General features: G+C 65.3%; 25 protein-coding genes and 2 riboswitches. Of the genes, 14 read left to right on the top strand and 11 right to left on the bottom strand.

What is annotated here, in order from left to right; translation table 11 throughout:
• Nucleotides 1–2 precede the first annotated feature (2 nt).
• From IG122_RS21790 to IG122_RS21775, 4 genes are read left to right on the top strand one after another with little or no spacing between them, the layout of a single operon-like run.
• Nucleotides 3–3,398, top strand: a complete 3,396-nt coding sequence (locus tag IG122_RS21790; protein ID WP_193188616.1) for an AsmA family protein — start codon at nucleotides 3–5, stop codon at nucleotides 3,396–3,398.
• Nucleotides 3,399–3,401: 3 nt separating this feature from the next.
• Entirely contained in the window at nucleotides 3,402–4,097 is a 696-nt protein-coding gene (locus IG122_RS21785; RefSeq protein WP_193188614.1) for an ATP12 family chaperone protein, read from the top strand.
• 51 nt (nucleotides 4,098–4,148) lie between these two features.
• A complete protein-coding gene (locus IG122_RS21780) occupies nucleotides 4,149–5,681 on the top strand; it encodes an acyl-CoA carboxylase subunit beta (protein ID WP_193188612.1) in 1,533 nt (510 codons plus the stop codon).
• Nucleotides 5,682–5,695: 14 nt separating this feature from the next.
• Nucleotides 5,696–6,745 carry a histone deacetylase family protein gene (locus tag IG122_RS21775; RefSeq protein ID WP_193188610.1) on the top strand — a complete coding sequence of 350 codons (1,050 nt, stop codon included), beginning with the start codon at nucleotides 5,696–5,698 and terminating at the stop codon, nucleotides 6,743–6,745.
• On the opposite strand, the gene IG122_RS21770 is transcribed toward IG122_RS21775, so the two are convergent.
• The 5 genes from IG122_RS21770 to IG122_RS21750 form a co-directional block, all read right to left on the bottom strand.
• On the bottom strand, nucleotides 6,742–7,500 hold the full coding sequence (locus IG122_RS21770; RefSeq protein ID WP_193188608.1) for a DUF1194 domain-containing protein: 759 nt from the start codon (nucleotides 7,498–7,500) through the stop codon (nucleotides 6,742–6,744). The two genes, IG122_RS21775 and IG122_RS21770, sit on opposite strands and share 4 nt — an antisense overlap.
• Complete coding sequence (locus IG122_RS21765; RefSeq protein WP_193188606.1) at nucleotides 7,467–8,204, bottom strand: DUF1194 domain-containing protein; 738 nt, start codon at nucleotides 8,202–8,204, stop codon at nucleotides 7,467–7,469. The genes IG122_RS21770 and IG122_RS21765 overlap by 34 nt, the downstream gene beginning before the upstream one ends.
• A gap of 71 nt (nucleotides 8,205–8,275) precedes the next feature.
• Complete coding sequence (thpR, locus tag IG122_RS21760; protein ID WP_193188604.1) at nucleotides 8,276–8,899, bottom strand: RNA 2',3'-cyclic phosphodiesterase; 624 nt, start codon at nucleotides 8,897–8,899, stop codon at nucleotides 8,276–8,278.
• A gap of 30 nt (nucleotides 8,900–8,929) precedes the next feature.
• Nucleotides 8,930–9,973: an NADP(H)-dependent aldo-keto reductase gene (locus IG122_RS21755; protein ID WP_193188602.1), complete on the bottom strand. Its 1,044-nt coding sequence runs from the start codon at nucleotides 9,971–9,973 to the stop codon at nucleotides 8,930–8,932.
• A gap of 80 nt (nucleotides 9,974–10,053) precedes the next feature.
• Nucleotides 10,054–10,761: an arylesterase gene (locus IG122_RS21750; protein WP_193188600.1), complete on the bottom strand. Its 708-nt coding sequence runs from the start codon at nucleotides 10,759–10,761 to the stop codon at nucleotides 10,054–10,056.
• A 49-nt stretch (nucleotides 10,762–10,810) separates the two neighbouring features.
• Between IG122_RS21750 and IG122_RS21745 the strand changes: the two genes are divergently transcribed.
• A complete protein-coding gene (locus tag IG122_RS21745) occupies nucleotides 10,811–11,545 on the top strand; it encodes an ABC transporter ATP-binding protein (protein ID WP_193188598.1) in 735 nt (244 codons plus the stop codon).
• On the top strand, nucleotides 11,545–14,070 hold the full coding sequence (locus IG122_RS21740; protein WP_193188596.1) for an ABC transporter permease: 2,526 nt from the start codon (nucleotides 11,545–11,547) through the stop codon (nucleotides 14,068–14,070). Before IG122_RS21745 ends, IG122_RS21740 begins: the two co-directional genes overlap by 1 nt.
• 56 nt (nucleotides 14,071–14,126) lie before the next feature.
• Here IG122_RS21740 and IG122_RS21735 read toward each other — a convergent pair whose 3' ends face one another.
• On the bottom strand, nucleotides 14,127–14,558 hold the full coding sequence (locus IG122_RS21735) for an organic hydroperoxide resistance protein (RefSeq protein WP_193188594.1): 432 nt from the start codon (nucleotides 14,556–14,558) through the stop codon (nucleotides 14,127–14,129).
• 131 nt (nucleotides 14,559–14,689) lie between these two features.
• Between IG122_RS21735 and IG122_RS21730 the strand changes: the two genes are divergently transcribed.
• The 5 genes from IG122_RS21730 (at nucleotide 14,690) to IG122_RS24510 (ending at nucleotide 17,042) form a co-directional block, all read left to right on the top strand.
• Entirely contained in the window at nucleotides 14,690–15,151 is a 462-nt protein-coding gene (locus IG122_RS21730; protein WP_193188592.1) for a MarR family winged helix-turn-helix transcriptional regulator, read from the top strand.
• Nucleotides 15,152–15,216: 65 nt separating this feature from the next.
• The gene (locus IG122_RS21725; protein ID WP_193188590.1) at nucleotides 15,217–15,498 is read left to right on the top strand and encodes a hypothetical protein; all 282 of its coding nucleotides are present in this window, start codon (nucleotides 15,217–15,219) and stop codon (nucleotides 15,496–15,498) included.
• Between the two features lie 161 nt (nucleotides 15,499–15,659).
• On the top strand, nucleotides 15,660–15,935 hold the full coding sequence (locus IG122_RS21720; RefSeq protein WP_193188588.1) for a PepSY domain-containing protein: 276 nt from the start codon (nucleotides 15,660–15,662) through the stop codon (nucleotides 15,933–15,935).
• A complete protein-coding gene (locus IG122_RS21715; protein WP_193188586.1) occupies nucleotides 15,935–16,483 on the top strand; it encodes a cytochrome b/b6 domain-containing protein in 549 nt (182 codons plus the stop codon). Before IG122_RS21720 ends, IG122_RS21715 begins: the two co-directional genes overlap by 1 nt.
• Nucleotides 16,484–16,493: 10 nt before the next feature.
• Complete coding sequence (locus IG122_RS24510) at nucleotides 16,494–17,042, top strand: helix-turn-helix transcriptional regulator (RefSeq protein WP_193188584.1); 549 nt, start codon at nucleotides 16,494–16,496, stop codon at nucleotides 17,040–17,042.
• On the opposite strand, the gene IG122_RS21705 is transcribed toward IG122_RS24510, so the two are convergent.
• The 4 genes from IG122_RS21705 to gcvT form a co-directional block, all read right to left on the bottom strand.
• Nucleotides 17,035–17,502, bottom strand: coding sequence for a YbaK/EbsC family protein (locus IG122_RS21705; protein ID WP_193188582.1), 468 nt, complete (start codon nucleotides 17,500–17,502; stop codon nucleotides 17,035–17,037). The two genes, IG122_RS24510 and IG122_RS21705, sit on opposite strands and share 8 nt — an antisense overlap.
• Before the next feature lie 10 nt (nucleotides 17,503–17,512).
• Nucleotides 17,513–20,410 (bottom strand): aminomethyl-transferring glycine dehydrogenase, encoded by a 2,898-nt coding sequence (gene gcvP, locus IG122_RS21700; protein WP_449867122.1) that lies wholly within the window; start codon nucleotides 20,408–20,410, stop codon nucleotides 17,513–17,515.
• A gap of 90 nt (nucleotides 20,411–20,500) precedes the next feature.
• Entirely contained in the window at nucleotides 20,501–20,872 is a 372-nt protein-coding gene (gene gcvH, locus IG122_RS21695) for a glycine cleavage system protein GcvH (RefSeq protein ID WP_193188580.1), read from the bottom strand.
• A gap of 28 nt (nucleotides 20,873–20,900) precedes the next feature.
• Nucleotides 20,901–21,998: a glycine cleavage system aminomethyltransferase GcvT gene (gene gcvT, locus IG122_RS21690; protein ID WP_193188578.1), complete on the bottom strand. Its 1,098-nt coding sequence runs from the start codon at nucleotides 21,996–21,998 to the stop codon at nucleotides 20,901–20,903.
• 53 nt (nucleotides 21,999–22,051) lie between these two features.
• Nucleotides 22,052–22,137: riboswitch (glycine riboswitch) on the bottom strand.
• A gap of 4 nt (nucleotides 22,138–22,141) precedes the next feature.
• A riboswitch (glycine riboswitch) is annotated at nucleotides 22,142–22,243 on the bottom strand.
• A 162-nt stretch (nucleotides 22,244–22,405) separates the two neighbouring features.
• On the opposite strand from gcvT, the gene IG122_RS21685 reads away from it, so the two are divergent.
• Both IG122_RS21685 and IG122_RS21680 read left to right on the top strand, forming a co-directional pair.
• Nucleotides 22,406–22,870, top strand: a complete 465-nt coding sequence (locus IG122_RS21685) for a GNAT family N-acetyltransferase (RefSeq protein ID WP_193188576.1) — start codon at nucleotides 22,406–22,408, stop codon at nucleotides 22,868–22,870.
• Between the two features lie 320 nt (nucleotides 22,871–23,190).
• Entirely contained in the window at nucleotides 23,191–24,411 is a 1,221-nt protein-coding gene (locus IG122_RS21680; RefSeq protein WP_193188574.1) for a serine hydrolase domain-containing protein, read from the top strand.
• 49 nt (nucleotides 24,412–24,460) lie between these two features.
• Here the strand turns inward: IG122_RS21680 and IG122_RS21675 are convergent, their stop codons facing one another.
• Complete coding sequence (locus IG122_RS21675) at nucleotides 24,461–25,003, bottom strand: hypothetical protein (RefSeq protein ID WP_193188572.1); 543 nt, start codon at nucleotides 25,001–25,003, stop codon at nucleotides 24,461–24,463.
• A 136-nt stretch (nucleotides 25,004–25,139) separates the two neighbouring features.
• Here IG122_RS21675 and ispH point away from each other — a divergent pair, with 136 nt between their 5' ends.
• Complete coding sequence (ispH, locus tag IG122_RS21670) at nucleotides 25,140–26,084, top strand: 4-hydroxy-3-methylbut-2-enyl diphosphate reductase (RefSeq protein WP_193188570.1); 945 nt, start codon at nucleotides 25,140–25,142, stop codon at nucleotides 26,082–26,084.
• Nucleotides 26,085–26,088 lie beyond the last annotated feature (4 nt).

Below are 26,088 nucleotides of genomic sequence, written 5' to 3'. Positions count from 1 at the left end.
TGATGCGCTTTCTGAAATATGGCCTCCTCGGCCTTCTGGCGCTTGTCATCGTCGCGGTCGCCGGCACGGCGGTCTATGTCTTCACGCTCGACTCCAATGATGTGAAAAAGCTTCTGGCCGAGCAGGTCGAGAAAGCGACGGGCCGCTCGCTGAAGATCTCGGGGCCGCTCAGCTACGAACTCTCCTGGACTCCGAAAATCCGCGTTGAGGATGTCAGCTTCCAGAATGCCGCCTGGGGCGAGGCCCCTGAAATGGTGCGCATCGGAGTGTTGGAAGCGGATCTGGATCTGAACCGGGTGTTCGACGGCATCGTGATCGTCGAGAGCCTGTTCGTCGAACATGCCAGCGTGACTCTCGAGCGTGACCCCGGCGGGCGCGCGAACTGGGTGTTTCCAGGAATGGAGCGTTCCGGGGAAGAGGACTCCTCCTCCTCGGGCGGACATGACGGCATGTTCCCCGTTGTCGAGAGCGTGACGCTCATCGATGTCGACATCGTCTACGACGATCGGCTCGAAGGGATTCGCCACGAGGTGGACATCACCTCGATCGATCTCGATGCGCCGGATATGGAAAACCCCGTGGACGCGATCGTGGACATGTCGGTGGACGGCAAGCGGATCGCCCTGTCGGGCAAGCTGCCGCCCGCCGTTTCCCTCGGGGACGCAAGCGTGCCGCAGCCGTTCGACATCACCGGCGAAGCCATGGGCGAACCGTTCAAGGTCTCCGGCAAGCTTCTCTTCGCCTACGAGGACGGCATCCCGGCGAATATCGCGATTCAGGATCTGAAGGTCGCCGCGCTCTCCTCCGATCTCTCCGGCGAGTTCAAGTTCGACGGTTCCGGCCGGATCCCGAGGATCTCCGCCGCACTGAAGTCGGAGGTGATCGATCTGCGTCCGCTCGAAGCGATGGCGAAAGGATCCGGCCGGGGCGCTTCGAGGGAGAATGCGTCGGACGGGATCGCGGACATGCTCGACAAACGCGTACCGGCCGACTGGCTCGACGCCGCGGAGGTGTCGCTCTCGCTGAATGTGAAACATCTGAAAAGCACCGCCGCGGATGCTTCCGATATTACTCTGACGGCGGAAATGCGGGACGGAAAACTCTCTGTTGCGCCGCTCTGGGCTGTCTATGCAGGATCCCCGATCCGTCTTGAAGCGGATGTCACCCGCGAGGGGCGCGGGCTTTCCGGACGCGCGGACCTCTCCATCAAAGGGGCGGATTTCGACCGGCTCGCCGGCACGGCCATCGATGCCGCCGGGTTCGAAGCCGGCGGAGATCTTAGCCTGCAGATCGAGACATCGGGCAGCCGCCTCGGCGAGCTGATCGCCGGTGCCCGCGTCAAAGGCGAAGCGGCGGTGCCGCTGGTGCGCTATCAGGACCCGGCCGGCCCCGACGCGGGGCGGGATTTCTCGATCTCCAAGCTCGCGGTCTCGCTCGATGTCGTCGGAACAGAGCCGAAGGCGGTCCTTAACCTGATCGAGCACGCGGGCGATATCGGACTGGACACCCCGCTTCGGAACGTCGTCCTGAAAGGGCTATCCGGCGAGGCGCATATCCGGGCGGCGGACGTCTCGACGGCGCAGGACAAGGTGCGCGACCTCGATATCGCGGTCAGTCTGAACGACGAGGTTCTCTCCCTTTCGATCCCGGACATGATGCTCGCGCGGGCGCACCTCCAGGCCGCCGTGCGCATCGAGCCGGCGGGCGAGAGGACCCGGTTCTCGTCCCGCGTGCTCTGGAAGAACGTCGATCTGGACATTGCGTCACGCCGGCTCGGCATCGACGGGCGGGCGTCGGGCCGGGCCGATGTCGATGTCGACCTGGCCGGAGAAGGCCGCACGATCGCGTCCATTCTCTCGGCCATTGACGGGAAATTCGCGCTCGATATGGCGGGCGCGACCTATCTGCCTGACGGCGCGGCGGAAGCCGACAGGATCAGGGTCGAGACCCTGTCCCTCAAGGCCTCCTCGATGGCCGAACCGTTCGTCGGAAAGGTCGTCGGCCGTTTCGGCGCCGAGGAGATCGACATTGCCGGCCGCTTCCCTTCGCTGAAGGCACTGGTCGAGAAAGGGCAGGCGCTTCCCTTCGACATCACCGGCCGGATTTCCGGGGAGAAGGTGGCGGTCAAGGGGCAGGTCACCCTTGTTCAGATCGAGGACCGGTTCACCAGCCTCACCCTCTCTGGCCTCGATGCGCGCATCGGACGGTCCGATCTGACCGGCTCGGTGAAGCTTGGCCTCGAGGGCAAGCGTCCGAAGATCGATGTCGTTCTGCAGAGCGACCTGCTCGACCTCGAGCCCTATCTCGACGATTGGATGACGGCGGGCGCGCAGTCTTCACCGGCGGCCGGTGGTCCGACCGAGAAACAGAACGATCCACTCGACAAACCGTTGCCGGTCGAAATTCTTGACCTCGCCGACGGATCGCTCGATCTCAAGGCCGGCGAGCTTCGGATGCCCGGGCTTACGGCGAAGAACCTCGACCTGCGCGCCTCTCTGTCGGACCGCGTGCTGACCGTTTTCCCATCCGAAGGGATCCTGAACGAGGGGCTCGCGAAGTTCGAGGCATCGCTCGACGGCAGCAAGGCGCCGCTGGCGGCGATCTCACTCGACGGAACATGGACCGGAGCCCATTTCGGCGATGTGGTCCGGGAATATTTCGACAGCGACGTGATCAGCGGCTACGGCAACGCGTCCCTGGCGCTGACCGCCAGCGGGCGGACGCCGCGGGAGACGATGGATACGGTCAACGGGCATGCGGCCGTCTACATGAAGGACGGGAAGGTCTCGAACACCTATTGGGAGCTGATCGCCGCCGACCTCGTCACCAGCCTGCTGCCGTTCATCGGTAAAACCGCTGACAAGGAAGGCAAACTCAATTGCATGGCGACGCGCTTCGACATCAAGGACGGGAATGCGGATTCCGTGGTTTTCCTTGTCGACAGCTCCCGTGTGACGGTGGGCGGTGACGGTACCGTCAACCTGCGCGAAGAGACGGTGGATTTCCTCCTGCAGCCGAAACCGAAGGATTTCAGCTTCGTCAGTCTCGCGACCCCGATCCGGATTTCCGGGCCGATGACCGATCCGAAGATCTATCCCGACCCGGCCGGTGCCGCGAAATCGGCGGTGCTCGGCGCGGGTGCGGTGGCCCTGACGGCGCTCAACCCGCTCGCCCTGATGCTGCCCTTTGTTTCGTCCGGCTCCAGCGAGGATCCTTGTCCGGCCGCTATCGCCCTGGCGGAAGGCATGAGCCCGGAGGAGGCCGCCAAGATCGGCGCCGAGGCCAACGGGGGCGCCGACAAGCCGGCCGGAGTTTCGAAATCGGCCGACGAAGTCATCAAGCTTCCCGGAAAGGCCGTTGACGGTATCTTTGGCGGGATCAAGAAGCTTCTGGAGTAACGCGTGAAACGTTTCTACAAGACCGCGTCGGTCGGCCTGGCGGACGGCGGATATCAGGTGTTGCTGGACGGGCGGCCGATCCGGACGCCTGCAAAGGCCCAGATGCTGCTGCAGGGCGAGGCGCTGGCCGCTGCGATCGCCGCTGAATGGGAGGCGCAGGGGGAGAAGGTCGAGCCCGGCTCGATGCCCTTCATGTCGCTCGCCGCGACCGGGATCGACCGGGTGACGACGCAGCGCGAGGCGGTGATCGACCAGATCGCGGCCTATGGCGGCTCCGACCTGGTCTGCTACCGGGCCGAGGCGCCGGCGGACCTGGCGGAACGCCAGATGGCCTCCTGGCAGCCTCTCCTCGACTGGGCGGAAGGGCGATTCGACGCCCGGCTCACTGTGACCGCCGGGATCATGCCGGCGGTGCAGCCGGAACCGGCGCTCAAGGCCTTGCGTCTCGGCGTCGCCGCTTATGACGATCTCGTGCTCTCCGGCCTTTACCAGCTGACCACCGGGCTCGGTTCGCTGATCATCGCGCTCGCGGTGGTCGAAGGCAGGATCGATGCGGCGAAGGGCGTCGAGTTTGCCCTGCTCGATGAGCTGTTCCAGGCCGAGCGCTGGGGCGAGGATTCGGAAGCCGCCGAGAGGCGCCGGACGCTCGCGCGCGACATGGAAAACGCCGCGCGATTTGCCGCCATGTGCCGGGTTTGACGCGCTGCACAAGCTGGGCCTATCGTTGCGCGTTCAGGGGAGAAGACGCATATGCAGGACATCATTCAGCGGCTTGAGGAAATGCGCGCGGGCGCGCGGGCCGGCGGCGGCGAGAAGCGCGTTCAGGCGCAGCACTCGAAAGGCAAGCTGACGGCGCGGGAACGGATCGAGGTCCTGCTCGACGAAGGCTCGTTCGAGGAATGGGACATGTTCGTCGAGCACCGTTGCACCGATTTCGGCATGGCCGAGAACAAAGTGCCCGGCGACGGCGTGGTGACCGGATACGGCACCGTGAACGGCCGCATGATCTTCGTCTTCAGTCAGGATTTCACGGTCTTCGGCGGCTCCCTCTCGGAAGCCCATGCGGAGAAGATCTGCAAGCTGATGGACCAGGCGATGAAGGTCGGCGCTCCGGTGATCGGCCTCAATGACAGTGGCGGCGCGCGGATCCAGGAAGGCGTCGCCTCCCTCGGCGGTTATGCCGAGGTGTTCCAGCGCAACGTGCTCGCCTCCGGCGTGGTGCCGCAGATATCCATGATCATGGGCCCCTGCGCCGGCGGTGCGGTCTATTCGCCGGCCATGACTGACTTCATCTTTATGGTGAAGGACAGCTCCTACATGTTCGTCACCGGCCCCGACGTGGTGAAGACGGTGACCCACGAGACCGTCACCCAGGAGGAACTGGGCGGCGCGGTGACGCATTCGACCAAGTCCGGCGTCGCCGATCTCGCCTTCGAGAACGACGTGGAAGCGCTGCTGCAGCTGCGCCGCTTCATCGACTTTCTGCCGGCCAACAATCGCGAGAAGCCGCCGGTCCGCCCGACCTCGGACGTGATGGACCGTCCGGAACTGTCGCTCGACACCCTGGTGCCGAGCAATCCGAACAAGCCCTACGACATGAAGGAACTGATCGAGAAGGTCGTCGACGAGGGCGATTTCTTCGAGATCCAGCCGAACTTCGCCGGCAACATCCTCGTCGGTTTCGCCCGCATGATGGGCTCGACGGTGGGGATCGTCGCCAACCAGCCGATGGTGCTGGCCGGCTGCCTCGATATCGAAAGCTCGAAGAAGGCCGCGCGCTTCGTGCGCTTCTGCGACTGCTTCAACATTCCGATCGTCACCTTCGTCGACGTGCCGGGCTTCCTGCCGGGCACCTCGCAGGAGTTCAACGGCATCATCAAGCACGGCGCCAAGCTGCTCTATGCCTATGCCGAGGCCACGGTGCCGAAAATCACGGTCATCACCCGCAAGGCCTATGGCGGCGCCTATGACGTCATGAGTTCCAAGCATCTGCGCGGAGACCTAAATTTCGCCTGGCCGACGGCGGAAATCGCGGTGATGGGGCCGAAAGGGGCGGTGGAGATCATCTTCCGCGGCGATCTCGGCGACGAGGCGAAGATCGCCGAACGCACCGAGGAATACCGCCACAAGTTCGCCAATCCCTTCGTGGCGGGCGCGCGCGGCTATATCGACGACGTCATCCTGCCGCACAATACCCGGCGCCGGATCTGCCGGGGCCTCTCGATGCTGAAGAACAAACAGCTCGAGAATCCCTGGAAGAAGCACGACAACATCCCGCTCTAGAGAGAGTACCGGACATGCGAGTGGTCTATACGGAGGGGCATGCGGCGCATGCCCCCAAGCGCTTCATCATGCGCGGCGCGATCGGGCAGTGCCCGGAAAAGCCGGAGCGGGCGGAGATCCTTTTCAAGGCGGCGCGCGAGGCCGGGCACGAGACGGTACCGGCGAAGACGCACGGCGTCGGCCCGGCGGCTCGGATCCATGATGAAGGTTATCTCGATTTTCTTGAAAACGGCTGGGCGCGGTGGTGCGAGCTGCCGGACCATGCCGACGAGATCGTCCCGAACGTGCATTCCGGCCGCAACATGTCCCAGCCGCCGCAGCATATCGTGGCCCAGGCAGGGCACTACCAGGCGGATACCGCCTGCCCGATTGGGGCCGGGACCTGGCAGGGGGCGCTGGCCTCCTCCGACGTCGCGGTGACGGCGGCGGACCTGCTCGCCGACGATCTCGATGCGGGCAAGCGTGGCGCCTATCTCTACGCCCTCTGCCGCCCGCCGGGGCATCACGCCTATGCCGACCAGGCGGGCGGTTTCTGCTTCCTCAACAACTCCGCCATCGCCGCCCAGCGCCTGCGCGACCGCGGGGCCGCAAAGGTCGCGATCCTCGATGTCGATGTGCATCACGGCAACGGCACGCAGGGAATCTTCTACACCCGCGGCGACGTGTTGACGGTCTCCCTGCACGGCGACCCAGCGGACTATTACCCCTTCTTCACCGGCTTCGCGCACGAGACCGGGGAGGGCGACGGGGCGGGCGCGAACGTCAATTACCCGCTCCCACGCGGTACCGGAGACGACGCCTATCTGGAGATCCTCAAGGACGCGCTCGACGGTGTCGCGGCCTACAAGCCCGACGCTCTGGTCGTGGCTCTCGGCCTGGATGCCTCCGAAGCGGATCCGCTCGCCTATTGCAAGATCACGACGGACGGGTTTCGGCGCATGGGACGGGCGATCGCGGAAGCCGGGCATCCGAGCCTGTTGGTGCAGGAGGGTGGGTACATCTCCGATCAGCTCGGCGCCAATCTCGCGGCGTTTCTCGGCGGTTTCGAGCAGGCCCGCGGCTAGGAAATCGGCCCTGCCCGGATTTCCCTCAGCAGCTTCTGCCGGATCGCCTTCACGTAGTCCTGGTAGTCGTTCGCGGTGATCACGAAGCTGCCGGGGCCGGTGATGACGTAGTCCTCGAAATAGCCGCCGAGATCGAGCACCTGATTCTGGATCGCCAGCCCGTTGACGATTACGCCGGCCCCTCTTGCGAACTCGCGCCCGTCGCGCATGGTGCGGCCGGAATTGTTGAAACCGTCGCCGGAGATATCGATGACCTGACGCTGTCCGGAGTAGCTGTTCGCGGCGAAAAGCGGGACCGAATAGAACAGTGCGGCGGAGAGGGAGGTCGCGCCGGTCTCCACGTTCCGGGGCGAGTCGGCGATCTCGGCTGCCAGCGCGTTGGCGCTCTCGGGGCTGTCGATCAGCCGCCAGGGAATGCTGACCGCCTGCCGGTCGGCGCTGGACCATTCCAGCATGGTGACCGCGATGGCCTGGAAGGGACCACCCTTGATCGCTTCCTGGACCTCGGGATCGCTGAAGGCAAGCGCGAGGCCCCGGAGCTGCAGGTCGAACTCGAAGCGGTCGACGCTGGCGGAGGAGTCGAGCGCGAGGACGAGCTCCACGTCGACGGGATATTCGGACTGCGCAACGGAGGACGGGGCGAGCAGCAGGAGACAAAGGCCCAGAACCGTTTTCAATATGCGCAAACCGTCACCTGCATCGTTGCTCTTCGGCTTCCGCCTCAGGGATGCGGCAGAAGCGACGCTTCCTTCCATGATGGGTCAAGCTCCGGTCCGACCGCAACCGGCACATCGCGCAGCTCACGGAAGAGTTTGCGGAAGATCGCGTTCCGGTAGTCCACGTAGTCCTTCGCGGACTCGGCGAAGGCCCGGTCGCCGCCAATCACCCGGTCCTGGAAATAAATGTCGAGATTGGGGAACTCGTTGCGGATCGCGAGCCCGTTGATGACGATGCCGCGGGCCAGTACCTGGGCCCGGGCGATGTGGATATCGAGTCCCTGGTTGTTCTCGCCGTCCGCCGACATGTCGATGACCCGTCTGTAGCCCTCCATGCCGTTGCCGTTGAAGCTCTCGGCGGCGAACAGCAGGGCGTTGGCGATCGAGGTGGCGCCGGTCCCGATGGTGCGCGGCATGGCGGCGATCTCGTCCGCCAGCTTGTCGGCATCCGCCGGGCCGGCGAGCAACCGCCACGGGATCGCGACGTTCTGGAACCGGTCGCTCGACCACTGGATCACCGAGATCCCGACCACGCCTTCGGGGCCACCCTGGATCGCTTCCTGAATCATCGGATCCCGGAACGCATTCGCCATGCCCTGGACCTGGAGGATGAATTCCTCGTCATCGACGCTCGAGGAACAGTCGATCGCCAGCAGGAGTTCGATATCGACCGGAATTTCGGCCCGGACCATGCCCGGCGCGACGGTCAGGAGGCAGAGAGCAGTAAGGACGAGGCGCAGCATGGCTCACCGTGGCTGTTCTGGTCTGCTCCCATCCTTGCAGGACAATGTGAAGAATCCGTGTCGTCCGGCGGCTAATGTGACGATGCCGCTTCGCTTTCTTCCCAGTCGGTTTCCTCGTCGTCCCGGAACTCGTCGAAATAGGGGTCCGAGAAGTCGTCGCCATCGAGCGGATAGACAACTTCCGGACGGTAGATCGGCCCGTCCCGGTTCAGGAAGCTCCGGAATAGCGTGAAGGATCCGATGGGGAAAGGCGCCATGCGGAACGGGCTTGCCTCGCAGATCAGGCGGTTCACTTGGTCGAGCGGCGCGTCCTTGAACCGTGCCAGCGTGATGTGCGGCTTGAATTTGCGGGTCTCCCGCGGGACGCCGACGGCATCAAGTGCGGTGTCGATCTTGCGCTGCAGGTGGGAGAGTTCGTCGCTGCCGACCGTGCGGGCCCAGAGTGCCCGGACCTTGCCCTTGGTCTCGAAACAGCCGAAGCCGTCGATCTCGAGGTCGAAGCCGGGCTCGCGGATCCGGTCCAGCTGGTCCGCGATATCGTCCATCGCCCGGTTGTCGACCTCACCAATGAAGCGGAGCGTGAGGTGAAAATTCTCCTCGGCGACCCAGCGGGCCCCGGGAAAACCGCGCCGCAGACCTGTCAGGGCGGACCTGACATGCTCGGGCAGCGCGAGCGCGACGAACAGCCTGTTCATACAAGCTGCGTATCACGCCCGCGTTTCCTGTCAAGGACAGGGCATGCAGTAGAGGTGATGGATGCGCTCGATCTCCTCCAGGACGTCGTCCGGAAGGGTCATATCCCACGTATCGATATTGCTTTTTAGCTGTTGCATCGTCGTCGCGCCGATGATGTTCGACGTGGTGAACCGGCGGGTGTTGACGAAGGCGTTGGCGAGGTCCGCGGGCGCGAATCCGAACTCTTTCGCGAGCTCGACATAGGCGATGGTGGCGGGCTCGGCGTTCGGCGTCGAATAGCGGGAGAAATTGCCGGGGAATTTGGTCATCCGTGCGCCTTCGGGCTGCGCGCCGTCGAGATATTTGCCGCTAAGGACCCCGCCCGCGATCGGCGAATAGGCGAGCAACCCGCAATCCTCGCGGATCGCGACTTCCGCCAGACCGACCTCGAAGCTGCGGTTCAGCAGGTTGTAGGGGTTCTGGATCGAGACCACGCGCGGCAGGCCCAGCGTCTCCGCGAGCGCGATGCATTTCATCGCGCCCCAGGGGGTCTCGTTGGAAAGGCCGACATGGCGGATCTTGCCCTGCTTGATCAGGTCGGCGAGCACGCCGAGCGTCTCTTCCAGCGGCGTCCAGTCCTCGTCCTCGACATGGGTATAGCCGAGCTTGCCGAAGGTATTCACGCTGCGCTCCGGCCAGTGCAGCTGGTAGAGGTCGATATAATCGGTCTGCAGCCGCTTCAGGCTGTCCTCGACCGCCTGCGTGATATGCGCCCGGTCGAATTTGGGTTTGCCGTCGCGGACATGGGCGAAGCGGTCGCCCGGGCCGACCACCTTGGTCGCCAGGATCACCTTGTCGCGCTTGCCGCTGGCCTTGAACCAGGTGCCGATCACCTCTTCGGTGCGGCCGTAGGTCTCGGCGCGCGGCGGCACGGAATACATCTCCGCCGTGTCGAAGAAGTTCACCCCGCGCTCCAGCGCGTAATCCATCTGCTCGTGGCCCTCGGCCTCCGTGTTCTGCTCGCCGTAGGTCATTGTGCCGAGGCAGATCACGCTGACGCGCAGGTCCGTTCGTCCGAGCGGGCGGTATTCCATCGATATGTCTCTTCCGTTGATTTCGGGCGGGCAGAATGGGCCCGGAAGGGGCGGAGTTTAGTCGCTGTCTTTGCCGGGGATCAACGGGTCGCTGTTTCGCTCCGCGCAATCAGCTCCTTCACCAGGGGCATGATGCGCTCGACGATGATTGCGACGCCGTCCGCCGTCGGATGAATGCCGTCCGCCTGGTTGAGCGCCGGATCGCTTGCGACGCCATCGAGGAAGAACGGATAGAACAGCGCGCCGTGCTTTTCCGCCAGATCGCGGAACACGGCCTCGAACTCCGCGCCGTATTCCTGACCGAGATTGGGCGGCGCCAGCATGCCCGCCAGCAGGACCGGCAGGCCCCGTTCGCCGAGCGTGGTCAGGATAGCGTCGAGATTGCGCCGCGTCTCCGCCGGATCGAGGCCGCGCAATCCGTCATTCGCGCCGAGTTCGAGGATCACCGCGTGCGGATCGGAAGCGAGCGCCCAGTCGAGCCGCGCCCGGCCGCCGGCGCTGGTATCTCCGGACACTCCGGCGTTCGTCACCTCGACTTGCAGGCCATCCGACGTCAGCGCGCGCTGGAGCTGGTCGGGGAAGCTCTCGCCCGGCGGCAGCCCGTAGCCGGCCATGAGGCTGTCGCCAAGCCCGAGGATCCGGGTTTCGGCATCCGCCAGCGTTATTCCCGCGTAGGAAACCGTGAGAAACGCGAAAACCCCGAGGAAAGCGGCGCGGAGCGTGCGCCATGCGGCGTTGCAATATGAACCGCCCGCCCCATATCCCGATGACGCGCTTTTTCCCGGCATGTCCGGGAAGCCCGGCCCGCCTTGCCGACGGATTATCGAAGAGGAACTCATGTCACTGATCCGGCTGTCCGACCTGCACCTTAACCTGAGAAGCGGGGCGGGCGAGGTCAATATCCTGCGCGGAATCGATCTCGACGTGAGCGCGGGCGAGACCGTCAGCATCGTCGGTCCGTCCGGCGCCGGAAAGTCGACCCTGATGATGGTGATGGGCGGGCTGGAGCAGGCGAGCTCCGGCACGGTCTCGGTCGCGGGCCACGATCTTTCGAAGATGAACGAGGATGCGCTCGCCGAGTTCCGCCGCGACACGGTCGGGATCGTCTTCCAGGCCTTCCGTCTGGTGCCGACGATGACGGCGCTGGAGAACGTGGCCATCCCGCTCGAACTGGCGGGCCGTTCGGATGCATTCGCCCTCGCCGGGGAAAGCCTCGAGCGGGTAGGCCTCGGGCATCGGGTGACGCACTACCCGGACCAGCTCTCCGGCGGCGAGCAGCAGCGCGTGGCCATCGCCCGCGCCTTCGTCACCCGCCCGAAACTGCTGCTGGCGGACGAGCCGACGGGCAATCTCGACGGTGCGACCGGCGACCGGATCATGGAACTGCTTTTCGAGTTGAGCGAACGTCACGGCACTACCCTGGTGCTGATCACCCACGACACGGCGCTTGCCGAGCATTGCGCCCGGGTGATCTCCATGGCCGACGGCAAGATCGTCGAAGATACCCGTCGTCGCCCGGCCCCGAAGGTCGCGGAAGCGGGCGAGACCGCGGACGAACGGCAGCGCGCCTGATGAAGAACCTCTCCGTTGCCCTCAAGATCGCTCGTCGCGAGCTGCGCGGCAGTGCGTCCTCCTTCCGGGTTTTCCTTGCCTGTCTCGCGCTCGGCGTCGCCGCGATGGCCGGCGTCGGGTCCGTCTCCTCCGCGATGATGGCCGGGGTCGAGCGCGACGCGCGGGAGATCCTCGGCGGCGATATCGACATCCGCTTCAGCCACCGGGAGGCGACGGAAGAGCAGCAGGACTGGTTCCGCCAGTCCGGCCGTGTCGCGGAGACGGTGGAGATGCGCGCCATGGCCCGCAAGTCCGACGGCGACCGCCGGACGCTGGTCGAGCTGAAGGGCGTCAGCGACAGTTATCCCCTGTTCGGAGCGATGGAACTCGAGAAGGGCGGGTCGATCCGGGAGATTCTGGCAGCGCGTGACGGCGTCTACGGCGCGGTCATCGACAGTTCGCTCGCGGCGCGGCTGGATCTCCAGCCGGGCAGCCGTCTGAGGATCGGCGAGGCCGAGATCGAGGTCCGCGACATCATCGTCAAGGAACCGGACCGGGCGGTCAGTTTTGCGTCCTTCGGGCCGCGGGTGATGGTGTCCACGGCAGCCTTGCCGGAGACAGCACTTGTCCAGCGCGGCAGCCTGATCCGCTTCCATTACCGCGTCGCCCTTGCCCCCGGCACCGACGGGGCGGCATGGATCGAACAGACAAATGAGAGGTTCCCCGACGCCGGCTGGCGGATCCGCGGCCTCGACCGCGCCGCGCCCGGTTTCGACCGGTTCATCTCCCGCGTCACCCAGTTCCTGACCCTCGTCGGACTGACGGCGCTTCTCGTCGGCGGGGTCGGCATCGCCAATGCCGTGCGCAGCTTTCTCGACCGCCGGATGGCGACCATCGCCACGTTGAAATGTCTCGGGGCTTCGACCTCGACGGTGTTCACGGCCTATTTCATCCAGATCATGGTGGTCGCCTCCGTCGGCATCGGACTCGGTCTGCTGTTCGGCGCCGTGGCGCCGCTCGTTGCCGGCAAGCTCGTCTCCGGCATGCTGCCGTTCGAGGTTCCGGGCGGGATCTACTGGGCTCCGCTCCTGACCGCCGGCGCATTCGGCTATCTCACCACCATCGCCTTTTCGCTCTGGCCGCTCGGGCGTGCCGGGTCGGTCCGGGCCGCACAGCTCTTCCGCGCCCTGATCGTGCCGCCGGGCGGGCGTCCGCCGGGCCCGTACATTCTCTGGAGCGCAATCAGCGCCGCCGTGCTCGCCGCCCTGGTGCTGGTCACGACCGGCGATCCGAAACTCGCCGGGTCCTTCATCGCCGGCGCGGTCGGCGTGCTGCTCCTCTTCGGTGGCGGGGCGCTCCTGATCGTCCGCGCGGCCCGCGCCATCCCGGCGCCGAAACGCCCGGACCTTCGGCTCGCCATCGCCAACCTGCACCGGCCGGGCGCGCCGACCGCGAGCGTCATCCTCTCGCTCGGTCTCGGCCTGACGGTGCTGGTCGCGATTGCGCTGGTCGAGGCGAACCTTTCTCGCCAGCTCAAGGAACAGATCCCGGAAAAGGCGCCGTCCTATTTCTTCATCGATATCCAGCCGCACCAGGTTGAGGACTTCATCCGGACAGTGGAGAACGTGCCCGGCATCACAAAGATGGAGCGCACGCCGATGGTGCGTGGCCGGATCGTCGAGATCGCGGGCGTGCCCGCGGGCGAGCGCAAGGTCGATCCGGACGTGCAATGGACCATCAACGGCGACCGGGGGCTGACCTACGCCGCCACGCCGCCGCCGGGCACCGATCTGGTCGAGGGCGAATGGTGGCCGACCGACTACAAGGGGCCGCCGCTGCTCTCCTTCGACGCCGAGATCGCGCGCGGCTACGGCATCGGCATCGGCGACACGATCAAGCTGAACGTGCTCGGCCGCGAGATCACCGCGACGGTGCACAATCTGCGCAACATCGAGTGGCAGTCGCTCGGGATGAATTTCGTCTTCGTCTTCGCGCCCGGCACGCTCGAGGCGGCGCCGCACAGCATCATCTCGACGGTCTATGCCGAGACGCCGGAGGCGGAGGAGGCGGTGCAGCGCGCCGTGACCGACCGCTTCCCCAACGTCTCCGCGATCCGGGTGAAGGACGCGCTGGAGAATGCGGGCCGCATCATGGACGCGGTCGGCATCGCGATCCGGATTACCGCCTCCGTAACTCTGCTGGCCGGCGTGCTGGTCCTCGCCGGGGCGGTCATCTCGGGACACCAGCGGCGGATCTACGATGCGGTGGTGCTGAAGGTCCTGGGCGCGACGCGGCGCAAGGTCCTGACGGCCTATGTCATGGAATACGGGCTACTGGGCCTCGCGACCTCGCTGGTCTCGGCCCTGATCGGCACCGTCATCGGTTATCTGGTGATCGCGCTTCTCATGCGCGCCGATTTCGCTTTCGATGCGGTCTCGGTCACCGCGACCGCCGCTCTCTCCACGCTGCTGACGATCGGGCTCGGGCTAGTCGGCACCTGGAGCGCACTGTCCCAGAAGGCGGCGCCGCTGCTTCGGAACGAATAGGAAAAGGGCCGCTCCGTCAGGAGCGACCCTCAATGTCCGTTTCAGGTTTCGACGGTTCAGGCGACCGACAGTTTCACGTCGAGATTGTTCCGCGTCGCGTTGGAGTACGGGCAGACCTGATGGGCCTTCTCCACCAGGTCCTCGACCGCGGCCTTGTCGGCGCCCGGCACAGAAATCTCCAGCGATACCTCGAGACCGAAGCCGCCTTCAGCGCGCGGACCGATGCCGACCGAAGAGGTGACGGTGGTCTCGTCGGTGATCTTCACGTCGGACTGTTTCTGAGAGGTGACGAACTTCATCGCGCCGAGGAAGCAGGCCGCGTATCCGGCGGCGAAGAGATGTTCCGGATTGACGCCCGGCTTGCCGGTTCCGCCGAGCTCTTTCGGTTTCACCAGTGCGACATCGAGGATTCCGTCGACCGTCTTGGCGGTGCCTTCGCGGCCCCCCGTTGCGGTGGCGCCGGTGGTGTAGAGGACATTCACAGACATGGTTCATCTCCGTTTGATTGTGGACGATTAAATCGTGTGCGATATAAATAATCATCGTGAAGCCAATGTCAAGGGCTTGCGATTTAATCGCACGCGATTAAATTTGGATGATACATTGCCTGGAGAAAGACATGCCCTCTGCACCGACCGACCGGCTCGCGCGTCCACCCCTGGAGGATATGCTCTGCTTCGCCCTCTACAAGGCGCATCACGCGATGAACCGGGTCTACAAACCGCTGCTCGGCGAGCTCGGCCTGACCTATCCGCAGTATCTCGTGCTGCTCGCGCTCTGGGAGCGGGACGATCAGAATGTCGGCCAGCTTGGCGCGCTGCTGCATCTGGAATCCAACACTTTGACGCCGCTCCTGAAGCGTCTGGAGGCGGCGGGTCTTGTCCACCGCCGGAGAGCGGCCAACGACGAGCGGCAGGTCATGGTCTCGCTGACGGAGGCCGGGCGGGCGATGCGGGAAAAGTCGCAAGGGGTGGCGCAATGCATTTCCGATGCGCTCGGTATGGCGCGCGAGGATGTCCGGCCGCTGGTTTCCGGCGTGACCGCCGTCGCCGACACGCTGGTGGCGGACCGCGAAGGTTGATCGCATCGCCTTTTTGTTGGCCAAATCATCGCTATCATGAGGTGCCCTGACCGAGGAGCTTCGCCATGAGTATTGTTAAGCCGACCATATTCCTGCTTGGGCTTTCGCTGGCCGTTGCCGCCGGCCCGGTACGCGCCGCGTCCGAAGAGGCGCCGGCCGATACCATCGAGCGCGGGGCGCAGCTCGTGATCGACGGCCTCCGGGCGTTCTTCGCCGCGATCCCGCAATACGAGCCGCCGGAGGTTCTCCCCAACGGGGACATCATTATCCGCCGGGTGAAACCCGGCGCGCCGAAGCAGGAGGAGAAAAAGAGCGGGGATGACGACAACAAGGGGCTGAAGCTCTGATCCGCAGTAAATTTCGGAAAAGCGCGTATCCCAGGCCGTAAGCTATTGCTTATGGCCCTCTACGTAAGCGGAAGGCGCATTCCGCGGGGCGCCAAGCCCCTCCATCTTTGAACCACCGGCACCGATCGGCAGCCGGGCGATCACAGAGGATGGAGCCTCCGATGAAAAAAATGCTACTCGGTCTGACGGCCGCCGCGATGATTGCTGTCCCGCTCGCCGGGCAGACCCTTGCCAGTTCCTATTCCACCACGGATGCCTCGAAGCTGAGCGAAGCGCAGATTACCGAGATGCTCGCGAAGGAGGGCTACAAGGTGATCCGCGTTGAGCGTGAAGAACACGGCCGGATCGAGGTCAAGGCGACCCAGGGATCCGAAAAGTGGGAACTCAAGCTTGACCCCGCGACCGGCAAGATCCTGAAGAAGGAGCGCGAGGACTGATGTCCGCCCAGCTTCAGGCGGAGGAGCGGGTCTGGGACCCGCTCGTCCGGATCACCCACTGGACCATCGCCCTGTCGGTCCTCCTGAATTACGCGATCGTCGACGAGGAGTCGGTGCTTCACGTCTGGATCGGCTATGTCGCGCTCGCCATGCTCGGACTCAGAATGATCTGGGGCCTTGTCGGGACCGAACGCGCAAGGTTCACATCCTTCCCGCCGAGCCCGCGTGCGGCGCTCGCCCATCTCGGATCGATGTTCTCAGGGTCAAGGCGGGCGCATACGTCGCACAATCCGCTCGGCGCGCTTATGGTCTACGGCCTCTGGGCCATGTTGTTCCTCGTCGGTGCCACCGGTATGGTGCTCGACATCGTGGGCGAATACGGGATGCTCGGTGAAGCCGCCGAGGAGACGCACGAGGTGGCGGCAACGCTGCTGATCGTGATGGCGGCGATCCATGTGAGCGGCGTCCTGCTCGAATCCCGCCTGACCGGGACCAACCTCGTCAGGCAGATGACCTGGCTCTCCGGCCGGAAGTCCGAAGAAACGTAAAGGAACCGGCGTGAGCGGACAGATAACGAGCGGCCAGTCACGGGGGCGAACCTACGGATTGGCAGCCGTGCTCGTCCTGCAGGCGCTTTGCGCCGTCTTCTTCATCGTCGACTCGATCGAGGACCTTCGGGTCGACGAGCTCAACCCGCACAATGCGTTCGAAGCGGTGATCGGCCTCGTTCTGATCATCGGCGTGGTGTTCGGCGCGCGGGAGATGCGCCGCGTGCTCGACCGGGCGGGACGCGCGGAAACCGCGGTCACGGTGGCGTCCGGCGCGCTCGGCACGGTGATCGAGGAGCATTTCCGGAAATGGGACCTCACCGAAGCGGAGCGGGATGTCGCCCTGCTGGCGATCAAGGGCTTCGAAATCGGAGAGATAGCGGCATTCCGGAACACCGCCGCGAGCACGGTGCGGGCCCAGCTGACCCGCATCTACGCCAAGGCCGGAGTCGCGGGCCGCTCGCAGCTCGTCAGTCTCTTCATCGACGATCTGCTCGGCGGCGCGCTCGCCGGGATGGGCCCTCCGGAAAGCGGGAAGCCGCCCGCCGCCGCTAGCTGAGTTTCGCGACGGTCGCGCCGGCGGCGTCCCTGAGGGCGTCCGGCTCGGTCTCGAACACGGCATTCGGTGCGCCGGCCGCGGCCCAGATCTTCCCGTAGCCGAGCAGGTCTTCGTCCATCCAGCTGGCAACCGGAAGCAGATGCCCGATCGGTGCGACGCCGCCGATGGCGAAGCCGGTAATTTCACGAACTTCCTTCGGGTCGGCCCGTTCCAGCGGCTCGCCGGCCAAAGCGGCGGCCTTGCCGAGATCGACCTGGTTGCTGCCGGAGACCAGCAGCAGCTTCAATTCGCCGCTCTCCGCCCCCTTGAAGATCAGCGATTTCACGATCTGCCCGACCTCGCAGCCGCAGGCGGTCGCCGCTTCCTCGGCGGTCCGGGTCGAGTCCGGCATGCGCAGGATCTCGGTTGCGAGGCCGGCCGCTTCCGCTGCCGCCTTCACGCGATTGACGCTCTTGCTCATCTCGCTGTCTTTACTCTGCCGCGTCCTGATAGGCCTCGAGCGGCGGGCAGGAGCAGATCAGGTTCTTGTCCCCGTAGGCCTGGTCGATCCGGGCGACCGGCGGCCAGTATTTCGCCTCGCGGAGGGATTTCACCGGGAAGGCGCCGCGTTCGCGGGAATATTTCCGGTCCCAATCATCGGCCAGCAGGTCGGACGCGGTATGCGGCGCGAAGGCGAGCGGGCTTTCCTCGTGGGTCAGCTTGCCCTCCTCGATCTCGCGGATCTCGCCGCGGATCGCGATCATCGCCTCGCAGAACCGCTCCAGCTCGGAGAGCGGCTCGCTCTCGGTCGGCTCGATCATCAGCGTGCCGGCGACCGGGAAGGACATGGTCGGGGCGTGGAAGCCGTAATCCATCAGCCGCTTGGCGACGTCCTCGACGGTGACGCCGGTCGCGTCCTTCAGCGGGCGCAGGTCGATGATGCATTCATGCGCGACGAGACCCTTCTTGCCCTTGTAGAGCACCGGATAATGCTCCTCGAGCCGGCGGGCGACGTAGTTCGCCGAGAGGATCGCCACCTCGGTCGCGCTGCGGAGGCCGTTGGCGCCCATCAGCTCGATATAGGACCAGGAGATCGGCAGGATGCCGGCGCTGCCATAGGGCGCCGCGCTGACCGGGCCGATCGCGCTTTCCGGCGCGCCGAGCGTGCGGTGGCCGGGCAGGAACGGGGCGAGATGGGCGCCGACGCCGATCGGGCCGACACCGGGGCCGCCGCCGCCATGCGGGATGCAGAAGGTCTTGTGCAGGTTGAGGTGGCTGACGTCGGAGCCGAACTTGCCCGGCTTGCAGACGCCCACCATGGCATTGAGGTTGGCGCCGTCCATATAGACCTGCCCGCCATGCTCGTGGATCAGGTCGCAGATCTCGGTGATGGTCTCCTCGAAGACGCCGTGGGTCGAGGGGTAGGTGACCATGAGGGCCGCGAGGCTGGCGCTGTGCTGCTCCGCCTTCGCCTTCAGGTCCTCCATGTCCACGTTGCCGTTCTCGTCGCATTTGACGACCACGACTTTCATGCCCGCCATCGCGGCGGAGGCCGGGTTGGTGCCGTGGGCCGAGCTCGGGATCAGGCAGATGTTGCGTCCGCTGTCGCCCCGGCTCTCGTGATAGGCGCGGATCGCCAGCAGGCCGGCATATTCGCCCTGGGAGCCGGCGTTCGGCTGCAGCGAGACGGCGGCATAGCCGGTGATCTCCGCCAGCATCCGCTCCAGCTCCGAGATCATCTGGTGATAGCCCTCGACCTGGTCGCGCGGGGCGAAAGGATGGATGTCGGAGAAGGCGGCCCAGGTGACCGGGATCATCTCGGTGGTCGCGTTCAGCTTCATGGTGCAGGAACCGAGCGGGATCATCGAGCGGTCGAGCGCCACGTCCTTGTCCGCGAGGCGGCGCAGATAGCGCAGCATCTCGGTCTCGGAATGGTAGGTATTGAAGGCGGGGTGGGTGAGGAAATCGCTCTTGCGCAGCAGCTTCTCCGGAAGCGCGTCCGGCGTGCGGCCGGAGACCTCCTCGTAGGTCAGTTCCTTCATCGAGTCGAAGGCCATCATGGCCCAGAGACGCTCGACCAGCTCTCTGGTGCACGTCTCGTCGAGCGAGATCCCGACTTTGTTGTCCTCGAAGATCCGCAGGTTCACGCCCTCGATCCGCGCCGCCTCGACGACGGAGCCGGTCCAGTCGTCGGTTTCGACGAGGATCGTGTCGAAGAAACTGTCATGGGCGATCTTGTAGCCGAGATCGCGCAGGCCCTGGGCCAGGATCGCGGTCCGGCGATGCACTCGCCGGCCGATCTTCCGCAGCCCGTCGGGCCCGTGATAGCAGGCATAGGCGGCGGCCATGACCGCGAGCAGGACCTGGGCCGTACAGATGTTGCTGGTCGCCTTCTCACGCCGGATATGCTGCTCGCGGGTCTGCAGCGCGAGGCGATAGGCCTTGTCGCCGTTGCGGTCGACCGAGACGCCGACGATACGGCCGGGGATCGAGCGCTTGTACTCGTCCTTCGTCGCGAAATAGGCGGCGTGCGGGCCGCCGAAGCCGAGCGGTACGCCGAAGCGCTGGCTGGTGCCGATCGCGACGTCGGCGCCGAACTCGCCCGGTGGGGTGAGCTGGGTCAGGGCAAGCAGGTCCGCCGCGACCACGGCGAGCGCGCCCTGGGCATGGGCCTTCTCGACCACGGTGGCATAGTCCGCGACCGCGCCGTAGGTGTCCGGGTACTGGAGCAGCACGGCGAAGGCGTCTTCCGGCAATCCATCGTTTACATTGCCGACGACGACGGAAACGCCGATCGGCTCGGCGCGGGTCTTCAGCACGTCGATGGTCTGCGGATGGCAGTTTTCGGAGGCGAAGAAGACCATGCCCTTGTTCTTGGAGGCTTTCTGGCAGAAGGCCATGGCCTCGGCCGCCGCGGTGCCCTCGTCGAGCAGGGAGGCGTTGGCGATCTCGAGCCCGGTCAGGTCCGCGATCATGGTCTGGAAATTGAGCAGCATTTCCAGCCGGCCCTGGCTGATTTCCGGCTGGTAGGGCGTATAGGCCGTGTACCAGGCGGGGTTCTCCAGGATGTTGCGCTGGATCACGGCCGGGACCCGTGTGCCGTAATAGCCCATGCCGATCAGCGACCGGTTCAGCACGTTGTTGTTGGCATATTGCCGGAGCTTCTGCAGCACGGCGCTTTCGGTCTGGGCCGGCGGCAGGGCGAGCGGGTCCTTGGAGCGGATCTTCGGCGGAATGGCATCGTCGATCAGGGCGTCGAGACTCTCGTAACCGAGGGCCTTCAGCATGACCGCCTGTTCCTCGGTGCTCGGACCGATATGGCGGCGGATAAACTCGTCGCTCTCTTCCTGCTCGGCAAAAGCCAGTCTGTTGTCCGTCATCGCGCTCATCGCGTCAGCTCCTTCCGGCCCGGGGGCCGTGCGTCATTCTTTGCTTTGTTGGAGCGCGGCCGGTCCCGTGCGGGTGGCCGCGCCCGTGGATCAGGCCTCGGTGTGGGCCTTGTAGGCGTCGGCGTCCATCAGGGCGTCGAACTCCGCCTTGTCGGAAATCTTGATCTTGTAGAACCAGGCAGCGCCTTCGGGATCGCTGTTGACCAGATCCGGGGTATCGGCGAGCGCGTCATTCGCCTCGACGACCTCGCCGGCGCAGGGGGCGTAAAGCTCGCTCGCGGCCTTCACGGATTCGACCACGGCGGTCTCGTCGCCTTTGGAAACGGTCTTGCCGACGTCCGGAACCTCGACGAAGACGACCTCGCCGAGCTGTTCCTGGGCGAAATCGGTGATCCCGACGGTGCCGATCTCGCCGTCGAGATCGATCCATTCATGGTCTTCGGTAAAGCGACGCTCGCTCATCTCTCTGTTCCCCTCGGGTGCTTTGTTTTCAACGTTTGTAGCCGTTCGGAACGAACGGCATCTTGGCAGTTCTGGCCGGCAGGGCTTTGCCCCGAACGACCACATTTACGGCGCTTCCGGCGGCGGAATGCTCCGCCGTCACGTAGCCCATCGCGACCGGCGCCTCGAGCGTCGGCCCGAAGCCGCCGCTGGTGATGGCGCCGATGGTGGAACCGTCCGGTGCCTGGATCTCGGTGCCCTCGCGGGCGGGGGCGCGGCCTTCCGGCAGGATGCCGACGCGTTTGCGGGCCGTGCCCTCGGCGATCTGTTTCAGGATGACGTCGGCGCCCGGGAAGCCGCCTTCGGTACGCCGGCGCTTGCCGATCGACCAGGTGAGCGCGGCCTCGACCGGGGTCGTGGTCTCGTCGATATCGTGGCCGTAGAGGCAAAGCCCCGCTTCGAGGCGCAGCGAATCGCGCGCGCCGAGGCCGATCGCCTCGACGTCGTTCTGCGCCAGCAGCTTGCGGGCGAGCGCCTCGGCCTCGTCGGCGGGCACGGAAATCTCGTAACCGTCCTCGCCGGTATAGCCGGAGCGGGTGACGAAGCAGGCCGCTCCGTCGATGTCCATTTCCAGGCCGGTCATGAAGGTGAGGGTCGCGGCGGCGGGGGCGAGGGCGGAGAGCGCCATCTCGGCGCCCGGGCCCTGCAGGGCGATCAGCGCGCGGTCCTCCAGCACCTCGATCTCCGAGGAGAGATGCGCGCGCATATGGCGGATGTCGGCGTCCTTGCAGGCCGCGTTGACGACGACCATCAGGCCATTCTCGATGCGGCAGACCATCAGGTCGTCGAGGATACCGCCCGCCTCGTTGGTGAACATCGTGTAGCGCATCTGCCCGTGGCCGAGCCCGTCGAGGTCGCCCGGCACCAGCCGTTCGAGATCGCGCGCCGCGTCCGGACCGGTCAGCTTCACCTGTCCCATGTGGGAGACGTCGAAGAGCCCGGCCTTGGCGCGGGTATGGAGATGCTCCGCCTTGACGCCCATCGGGTACTGCACCGGCATGTCATAGCCGGCGAACGGCACCATCTTGGCGCCGAGCTCGACATGCAGGTCGTAAAGGGGAGTCTTCAAGAGGTCGGTATCGGCCATAAATCTCTCCGGTCAGCGTAAGGCATCCCGGCGAAATGCCGGAACCAGCCCCCTCTGTCGCTAACCTGAGAGATTCACCCGGCGAACTCTGTGCCGGGCTTTCACCGTGGGTGAGACGGTTTCCCGCCTACTTTCCAGATTGTCCTCGCCTCGAAGTCCTTTTGCCTGAGAGTTTCCGGGGGCGGTTGCTCCTTCGGCGCCGGCCCAGTGGCTAGAAGCGGGCCGGTCTCTCCCTCGAGGGTCGTCGGTAGTGGCGCGAGGATAATCGTGCCTGCAGGAAAAGAAAAGGGCGATGCGAACGCCGGCCATGCCGGCTGGCTGGACGCCAAGGCGCCGCTGAGCGACGCTACGAGAGTTTGGCCCGGACGTCGGAAGCTGCCGACATCAGATGGCTGAGAGGGTGGAGAGTGAAGTTAGAAAGCGTGACACGACCGGCCGTTGTGGCGGATGCAGAAGGCATCAGTAACGTCATTGCCGTTACGTCGCGCGAATCGAATGCCGCGGATTACGCGCCTGAAACGATCGAGACCGTGGTCTCGAGCAGCAGTCCCGGGCGCATCGAGGCGCTGATTCGCGAGGGAGATTTCTTCGTTGTGGAGCACGGTGGCCGGATCGTCGCCGCTGCCGGTCTGGTCGACGAAACAGTGCGCCGTTTGTTCGTCCTTCCCGAATATCAAGGTGCCGGAATCGGTCGCGAGCTTCTAGCCGCCCTAGAGGGAGCGACTCTTCGTCGGGGGATCCAGGTTCTGCACGTGAATTCTTCGCTCACAGCGGTTGGATTTTATCGAAAAGCGGGCTTCGCCGATGGGGCAGAAGAAAGTCTGGACGGCATACGCTTTGTCAGAATGAGCAAGCGGCTGGCGGGCGGGTGAACCTCTCCCTGCGCCGTTGCCAACAATTGCAGGCGCGCTGCTCCTGTGTCCGTTGGAAACCGATCAGCCCCCGGTAAGCTGTTCGGGGTGGGATCGTCGCTTCATCCCGGGAGATGCCCACCGAACGATTTGTCGCTTGATTGCATTCATGGGTGTTCGCATATCCCTTAATAAGTGTCCGGCTTATGGAGCCGGGCTTTTGTGGGTTTCACGTAATTCTTTTCCAAGTCGGGCCGGCCTGCGTTTCGACCGGCCCCCGTACATGTCGCAGACAGAATTCGACAAAAATTCATTTTCTTCAATTCATTGGAGTGAGCTGCATGACCCTCCGCCGCTTATCGATCATCGCCGCCTCGCTGCTGGTGCCCGCTCTGATCCTCGGATACCTCGTCGCCACGGGGGAAAGAGGGCTGTCGTCCGGACGTCCGTTGTCACCGTTCCCGCCGCGGGACGTTCCGACCAGCCGCCTGGATCCCGAGCGGGCCCGGGCGCTCGGCTGGTCGTCGGACGGGCTGGACCGCGTTCTGGACTACGCGAGCCGGCTGAGTGCCGATTCGTTCATCCTGATGACCGACGGGCAGATCGTCGCGTCGCTCGGCGATCTCACGGTGCCCTACAGCGTCCACTCCGCCCGCAAGGCATTCCTCAGTGCCGTCGTCGGGCAGCATGTCGGCGGCGGGCCGGACGAGATCCCGCTGGGCGCGACGCTCGCGGATCTCGGCATAGACGACGATCCCGGGCCACTCACCCCGCTGCAGCGGCAGGCGACGGTGCTGCATCTTCTGAAAAGCATGTCCGGGATCAACCACCCCGCCGCCGCGGAAGGCGGTCTGACCGCGGAGAAGGAGCGCCGGCTCGGAACCGGGGAAAACGAGCCGGGCACGATCTGGGCGTACAACAATTGGGACTATAACGCCCTGACGACGATCTTCGAGCGGCGCACGGGGCTTTCGGTCGCCGAAGCGTTCCGCGATGGCGTTGCCGGTCCCGTCGGTATGCAGGATTTCACACTGGCCTCGGTCTCATACAGCACGGCACCGGATCTGTCCCGGCACCGGGCCGCCATGTTCCGGATTTCGGCGCGCGATTTTGCCCGGTTCGGGCAGCTCTTTCTCGACCGGGGTGTCGTGGATGGCCGCGCCGTCATGCCGGCGTCCTGGGTGCACCGCATCACGGCGGACTACGCGGAGACGGGAATTGAGGGGCTGCGCGCCGGGCATGGCTATCTCTGGTGGGTTCCGTCGCGCGACACCGGTCTGCCCGAGGGAAGCTTCTTCGCCTGGGGACTCGGCCAGCAGACGGTGTTCGTCATTCCCGCCTGGAACACCGTGATCGTCCACCAGTCCGATACATCGGAGTTCCTGAAACGGTGGCTGGCACTCCAGAGGGAGGGTGTGGACGGTGACGCGGCGCTGGAGCGGATTGTGCTGGACTGCCGCACGGAGGCGGGCCTGAGCAGCGCGTTCTGTCGCGAGCATCGGTTCACCAGCCCGCGGGAGTTCGACCGGCTGATTTCCCTTATCGCCGACGCTCGCGGCTGACTGCGGCTGCGAAAGCCGCCGTTGTCGCGCCGAATCGGAAACCGTGGCCCTAGCGCTGTTGCCGGCGATTGTAGGCAAGCTGCTCGGGGGTGAGCTGGAAGCCGATCAGCACCCGGTAGCTGTTCAGGGTCAGCTTGTCCGCCGTGTAGGGGATCCTCGGCGCGAACTCGTCGGTGATGGCGACGCGGCGGAGGTTGCCCTTGAAGGGCAGGGTGTTGCTGAAGGTTTCCTTGGCGATGACCGCGCCGGTCTCGTCGGCGATGGCGAGGAAATAGGTGACCTCAGCCTGGTTGTCCCTGTTCGCCGGGCCGCGCGTGGCGACGACCTGGAAGGCGACATCCATCACCAGCTCGCTCTTCTCGAAATTGCAGATGGCGGTGAGGCCGCCGAGGCGGGCATCGAATCGGACGTCGGTCAGGTCGCCGACCGCGCCATCGGCAAAGGCCGTCATGTGGTCGAGGTCGCTGACGAAATCGGTTTTCGGGCATCCCGGCGGCGGGCCCTTGTCCGAGGAGCAGGCCGCCACAAGAGCCAGCAGCGCCAACGGGAGCGCGATGCGGGTCACGGAGCGGAAACGCGGACGAGAAAACATGGAGCCAGCTCTGTCAGGGTTGAAACGCGGCCACACTAACCCTTTCACTCCGCGCCCGCAAATGGCCCGGAGCGTCCTCGGCGACATGGCCTCTCTTCTATGGACAAGTTCCGGCAGAGGGACTACATCGCGAGGCATGACCCGAGCCGATCTCACCATATTGCTGGCAACGCCGCGCGGTTTCTGCGCCGGGGTGGATCGTGCGATCCAGATCGTCGAGCGCAGCCTCGAGAAATACGGCGCGCCGGTCTATGTGCGGCACGAGATCGTGCATAACCGCTACGTGGTCGAAGGGCTGGAGAAGAAGGGCGCGGTGTTCGTCGAGGAGCTGGACCAGGTGCCGCTCGATGCGCCGGTCGTGTTCAGCGCCCACGGGGTGCCGAAATCGGTCCCGGCGGAAGCCGAGCGGCGCAAGATGGTCTATCTCGACGCGACCTGCCCGCTGGTCAGCAAGGTGCATCTCGAGGCCGAGCGGCATCTGAAGCAGGGCCGCCATATCGTGCTGATCGGCCATGCCGGGCATCCCGAGGTGATCGGCACCATGGGTCAGGTGCCCGAGGGGACGATCACGCTGGTCGAGACCCGTGCGGATGCCGAGGCCGTCAGTTTCGAGGGCGATCCCGATCTCGCCTACATCACCCAGACGACGCTTTCGGTGGACGACACGGCGGAGATCGTCTCGGTGCTGCAGAGCCGCTTTCCGAAGATGGTCGCGCCGGCCAAGGAAGATATCTGCTACGCCACCACCAACCGCCAGGAGGCGGTGAAGGCGATCGCGGAGCGCTGCGACGGGATGGTCGTGATCGGCGCGCCGAACTCCTCCAATTCCAAGCGTCTGGTCGAGGTCGCAAGGACCCGCGGCTGCGAGAAGGCGCTGCTGATCCAGCGCGCCACCGACATCGACTGGGACTGGATGGCGGATGTGAGCGTGCTCGGCATCACCGCCGGTGCCTCCGCGCCCGAAGTGCTGGTGGACGAGGTGATCGAGGCCTGCCGGGCGCAGCGGAACGTCACCATCGAGGAAGTCACCGTCGCCCGTGAGGACGTCCGTTTCAAACTGCCCCGCGAACTGGCGAGTTGACCCC

It is taken from the genome of Nisaea sediminum, assembly GCF_014904705.1.
Classification (GTDB): Bacteria; Pseudomonadota; Alphaproteobacteria; order Thalassobaculales; family Thalassobaculaceae; genus Nisaea; species Nisaea sediminum.
Note: the sequence above shows the minus strand (reverse complement) of the source record. Positions and strands in the feature narration are given on the sequence as shown.

Coding starts and splice junctions, on each gene's coding strand:
- IG122_RS21790 (WP_193188616.1), top strand. CDS start 3: ATGCGCTTTCTGAAATATGGCCTCCTCGGCCTTCTGGCGCTTGTCATC.
- IG122_RS21780 (WP_193188612.1), top strand. CDS start 4,149: ATGCAGGACATCATTCAGCGGCTTGAGGAAATGCGCGCGGGCGCGCGG.
- IG122_RS21775 (WP_193188610.1), top strand. CDS start 5,696: ATGCGAGTGGTCTATACGGAGGGGCATGCGGCGCATGCCCCCAAGCGC.
- IG122_RS21770 (WP_193188608.1), bottom strand. CDS start 7,500: ATGGAAGGAAGCGTCGCTTCTGCCGCATCCCTGAGGCGGAAGCCGAAG.
- IG122_RS21765 (WP_193188606.1), bottom strand. CDS start 8,204: ATGCTGCGCCTCGTCCTTACTGCTCTCTGCCTCCTGACCGTCGCGCCG.
- thpR (WP_193188604.1), bottom strand. CDS start 8,899: ATGAACAGGCTGTTCGTCGCGCTCGCGCTGCCCGAGCATGTCAGGTCC.
- IG122_RS21755 (WP_193188602.1), bottom strand. CDS start 9,973: ATGGAATACCGCCCGCTCGGACGAACGGACCTGCGCGTCAGCGTGATC.
- IG122_RS21750 (WP_193188600.1), bottom strand. CDS start 10,761: ATGCCGGGAAAAAGCGCGTCATCGGGATATGGGGCGGGCGGTTCATAT.
- IG122_RS21745 (WP_193188598.1), top strand. CDS start 10,811: ATGTCACTGATCCGGCTGTCCGACCTGCACCTTAACCTGAGAAGCGGG.
- IG122_RS21740 (WP_193188596.1), top strand. CDS start 11,545: ATGAAGAACCTCTCCGTTGCCCTCAAGATCGCTCGTCGCGAGCTGCGC.
- IG122_RS21735 (WP_193188594.1), bottom strand. CDS start 14,558: ATGTCTGTGAATGTCCTCTACACCACCGGCGCCACCGCAACGGGGGGC.
- IG122_RS21730 (WP_193188592.1), top strand. CDS start 14,690: ATGCCCTCTGCACCGACCGACCGGCTCGCGCGTCCACCCCTGGAGGAT.
- IG122_RS21725 (WP_193188590.1), top strand. CDS start 15,217: ATGAGTATTGTTAAGCCGACCATATTCCTGCTTGGGCTTTCGCTGGCC.
- IG122_RS21720 (WP_193188588.1), top strand. CDS start 15,660: ATGAAAAAAATGCTACTCGGTCTGACGGCCGCCGCGATGATTGCTGTC.
- IG122_RS21715 (WP_193188586.1), top strand. CDS start 15,935: ATGTCCGCCCAGCTTCAGGCGGAGGAGCGGGTCTGGGACCCGCTCGTC.
- IG122_RS21705 (WP_193188582.1), bottom strand. CDS start 17,502: ATGAGCAAGAGCGTCAATCGCGTGAAGGCGGCAGCGGAAGCGGCCGGC.
- gcvP (WP_449867122.1), bottom strand. CDS start 20,410: ATGAGCGCGATGACGGACAACAGACTGGCTTTTGCCGAGCAGGAAGAG.
- gcvH (WP_193188580.1), bottom strand. CDS start 20,872: ATGAGCGAGCGTCGCTTTACCGAAGACCATGAATGGATCGATCTCGAC.
- gcvT (WP_193188578.1), bottom strand. CDS start 21,998: ATGGCCGATACCGACCTCTTGAAGACTCCCCTTTACGACCTGCATGTC.
- IG122_RS21680 (WP_193188574.1), top strand. CDS start 23,191: ATGACCCTCCGCCGCTTATCGATCATCGCCGCCTCGCTGCTGGTGCCC.
- IG122_RS21675 (WP_193188572.1), bottom strand. CDS start 25,003: ATGTTTTCTCGTCCGCGTTTCCGCTCCGTGACCCGCATCGCGCTCCCG.
- ispH (WP_193188570.1), top strand. CDS start 25,140: ATGACCCGAGCCGATCTCACCATATTGCTGGCAACGCCGCGCGGTTTC.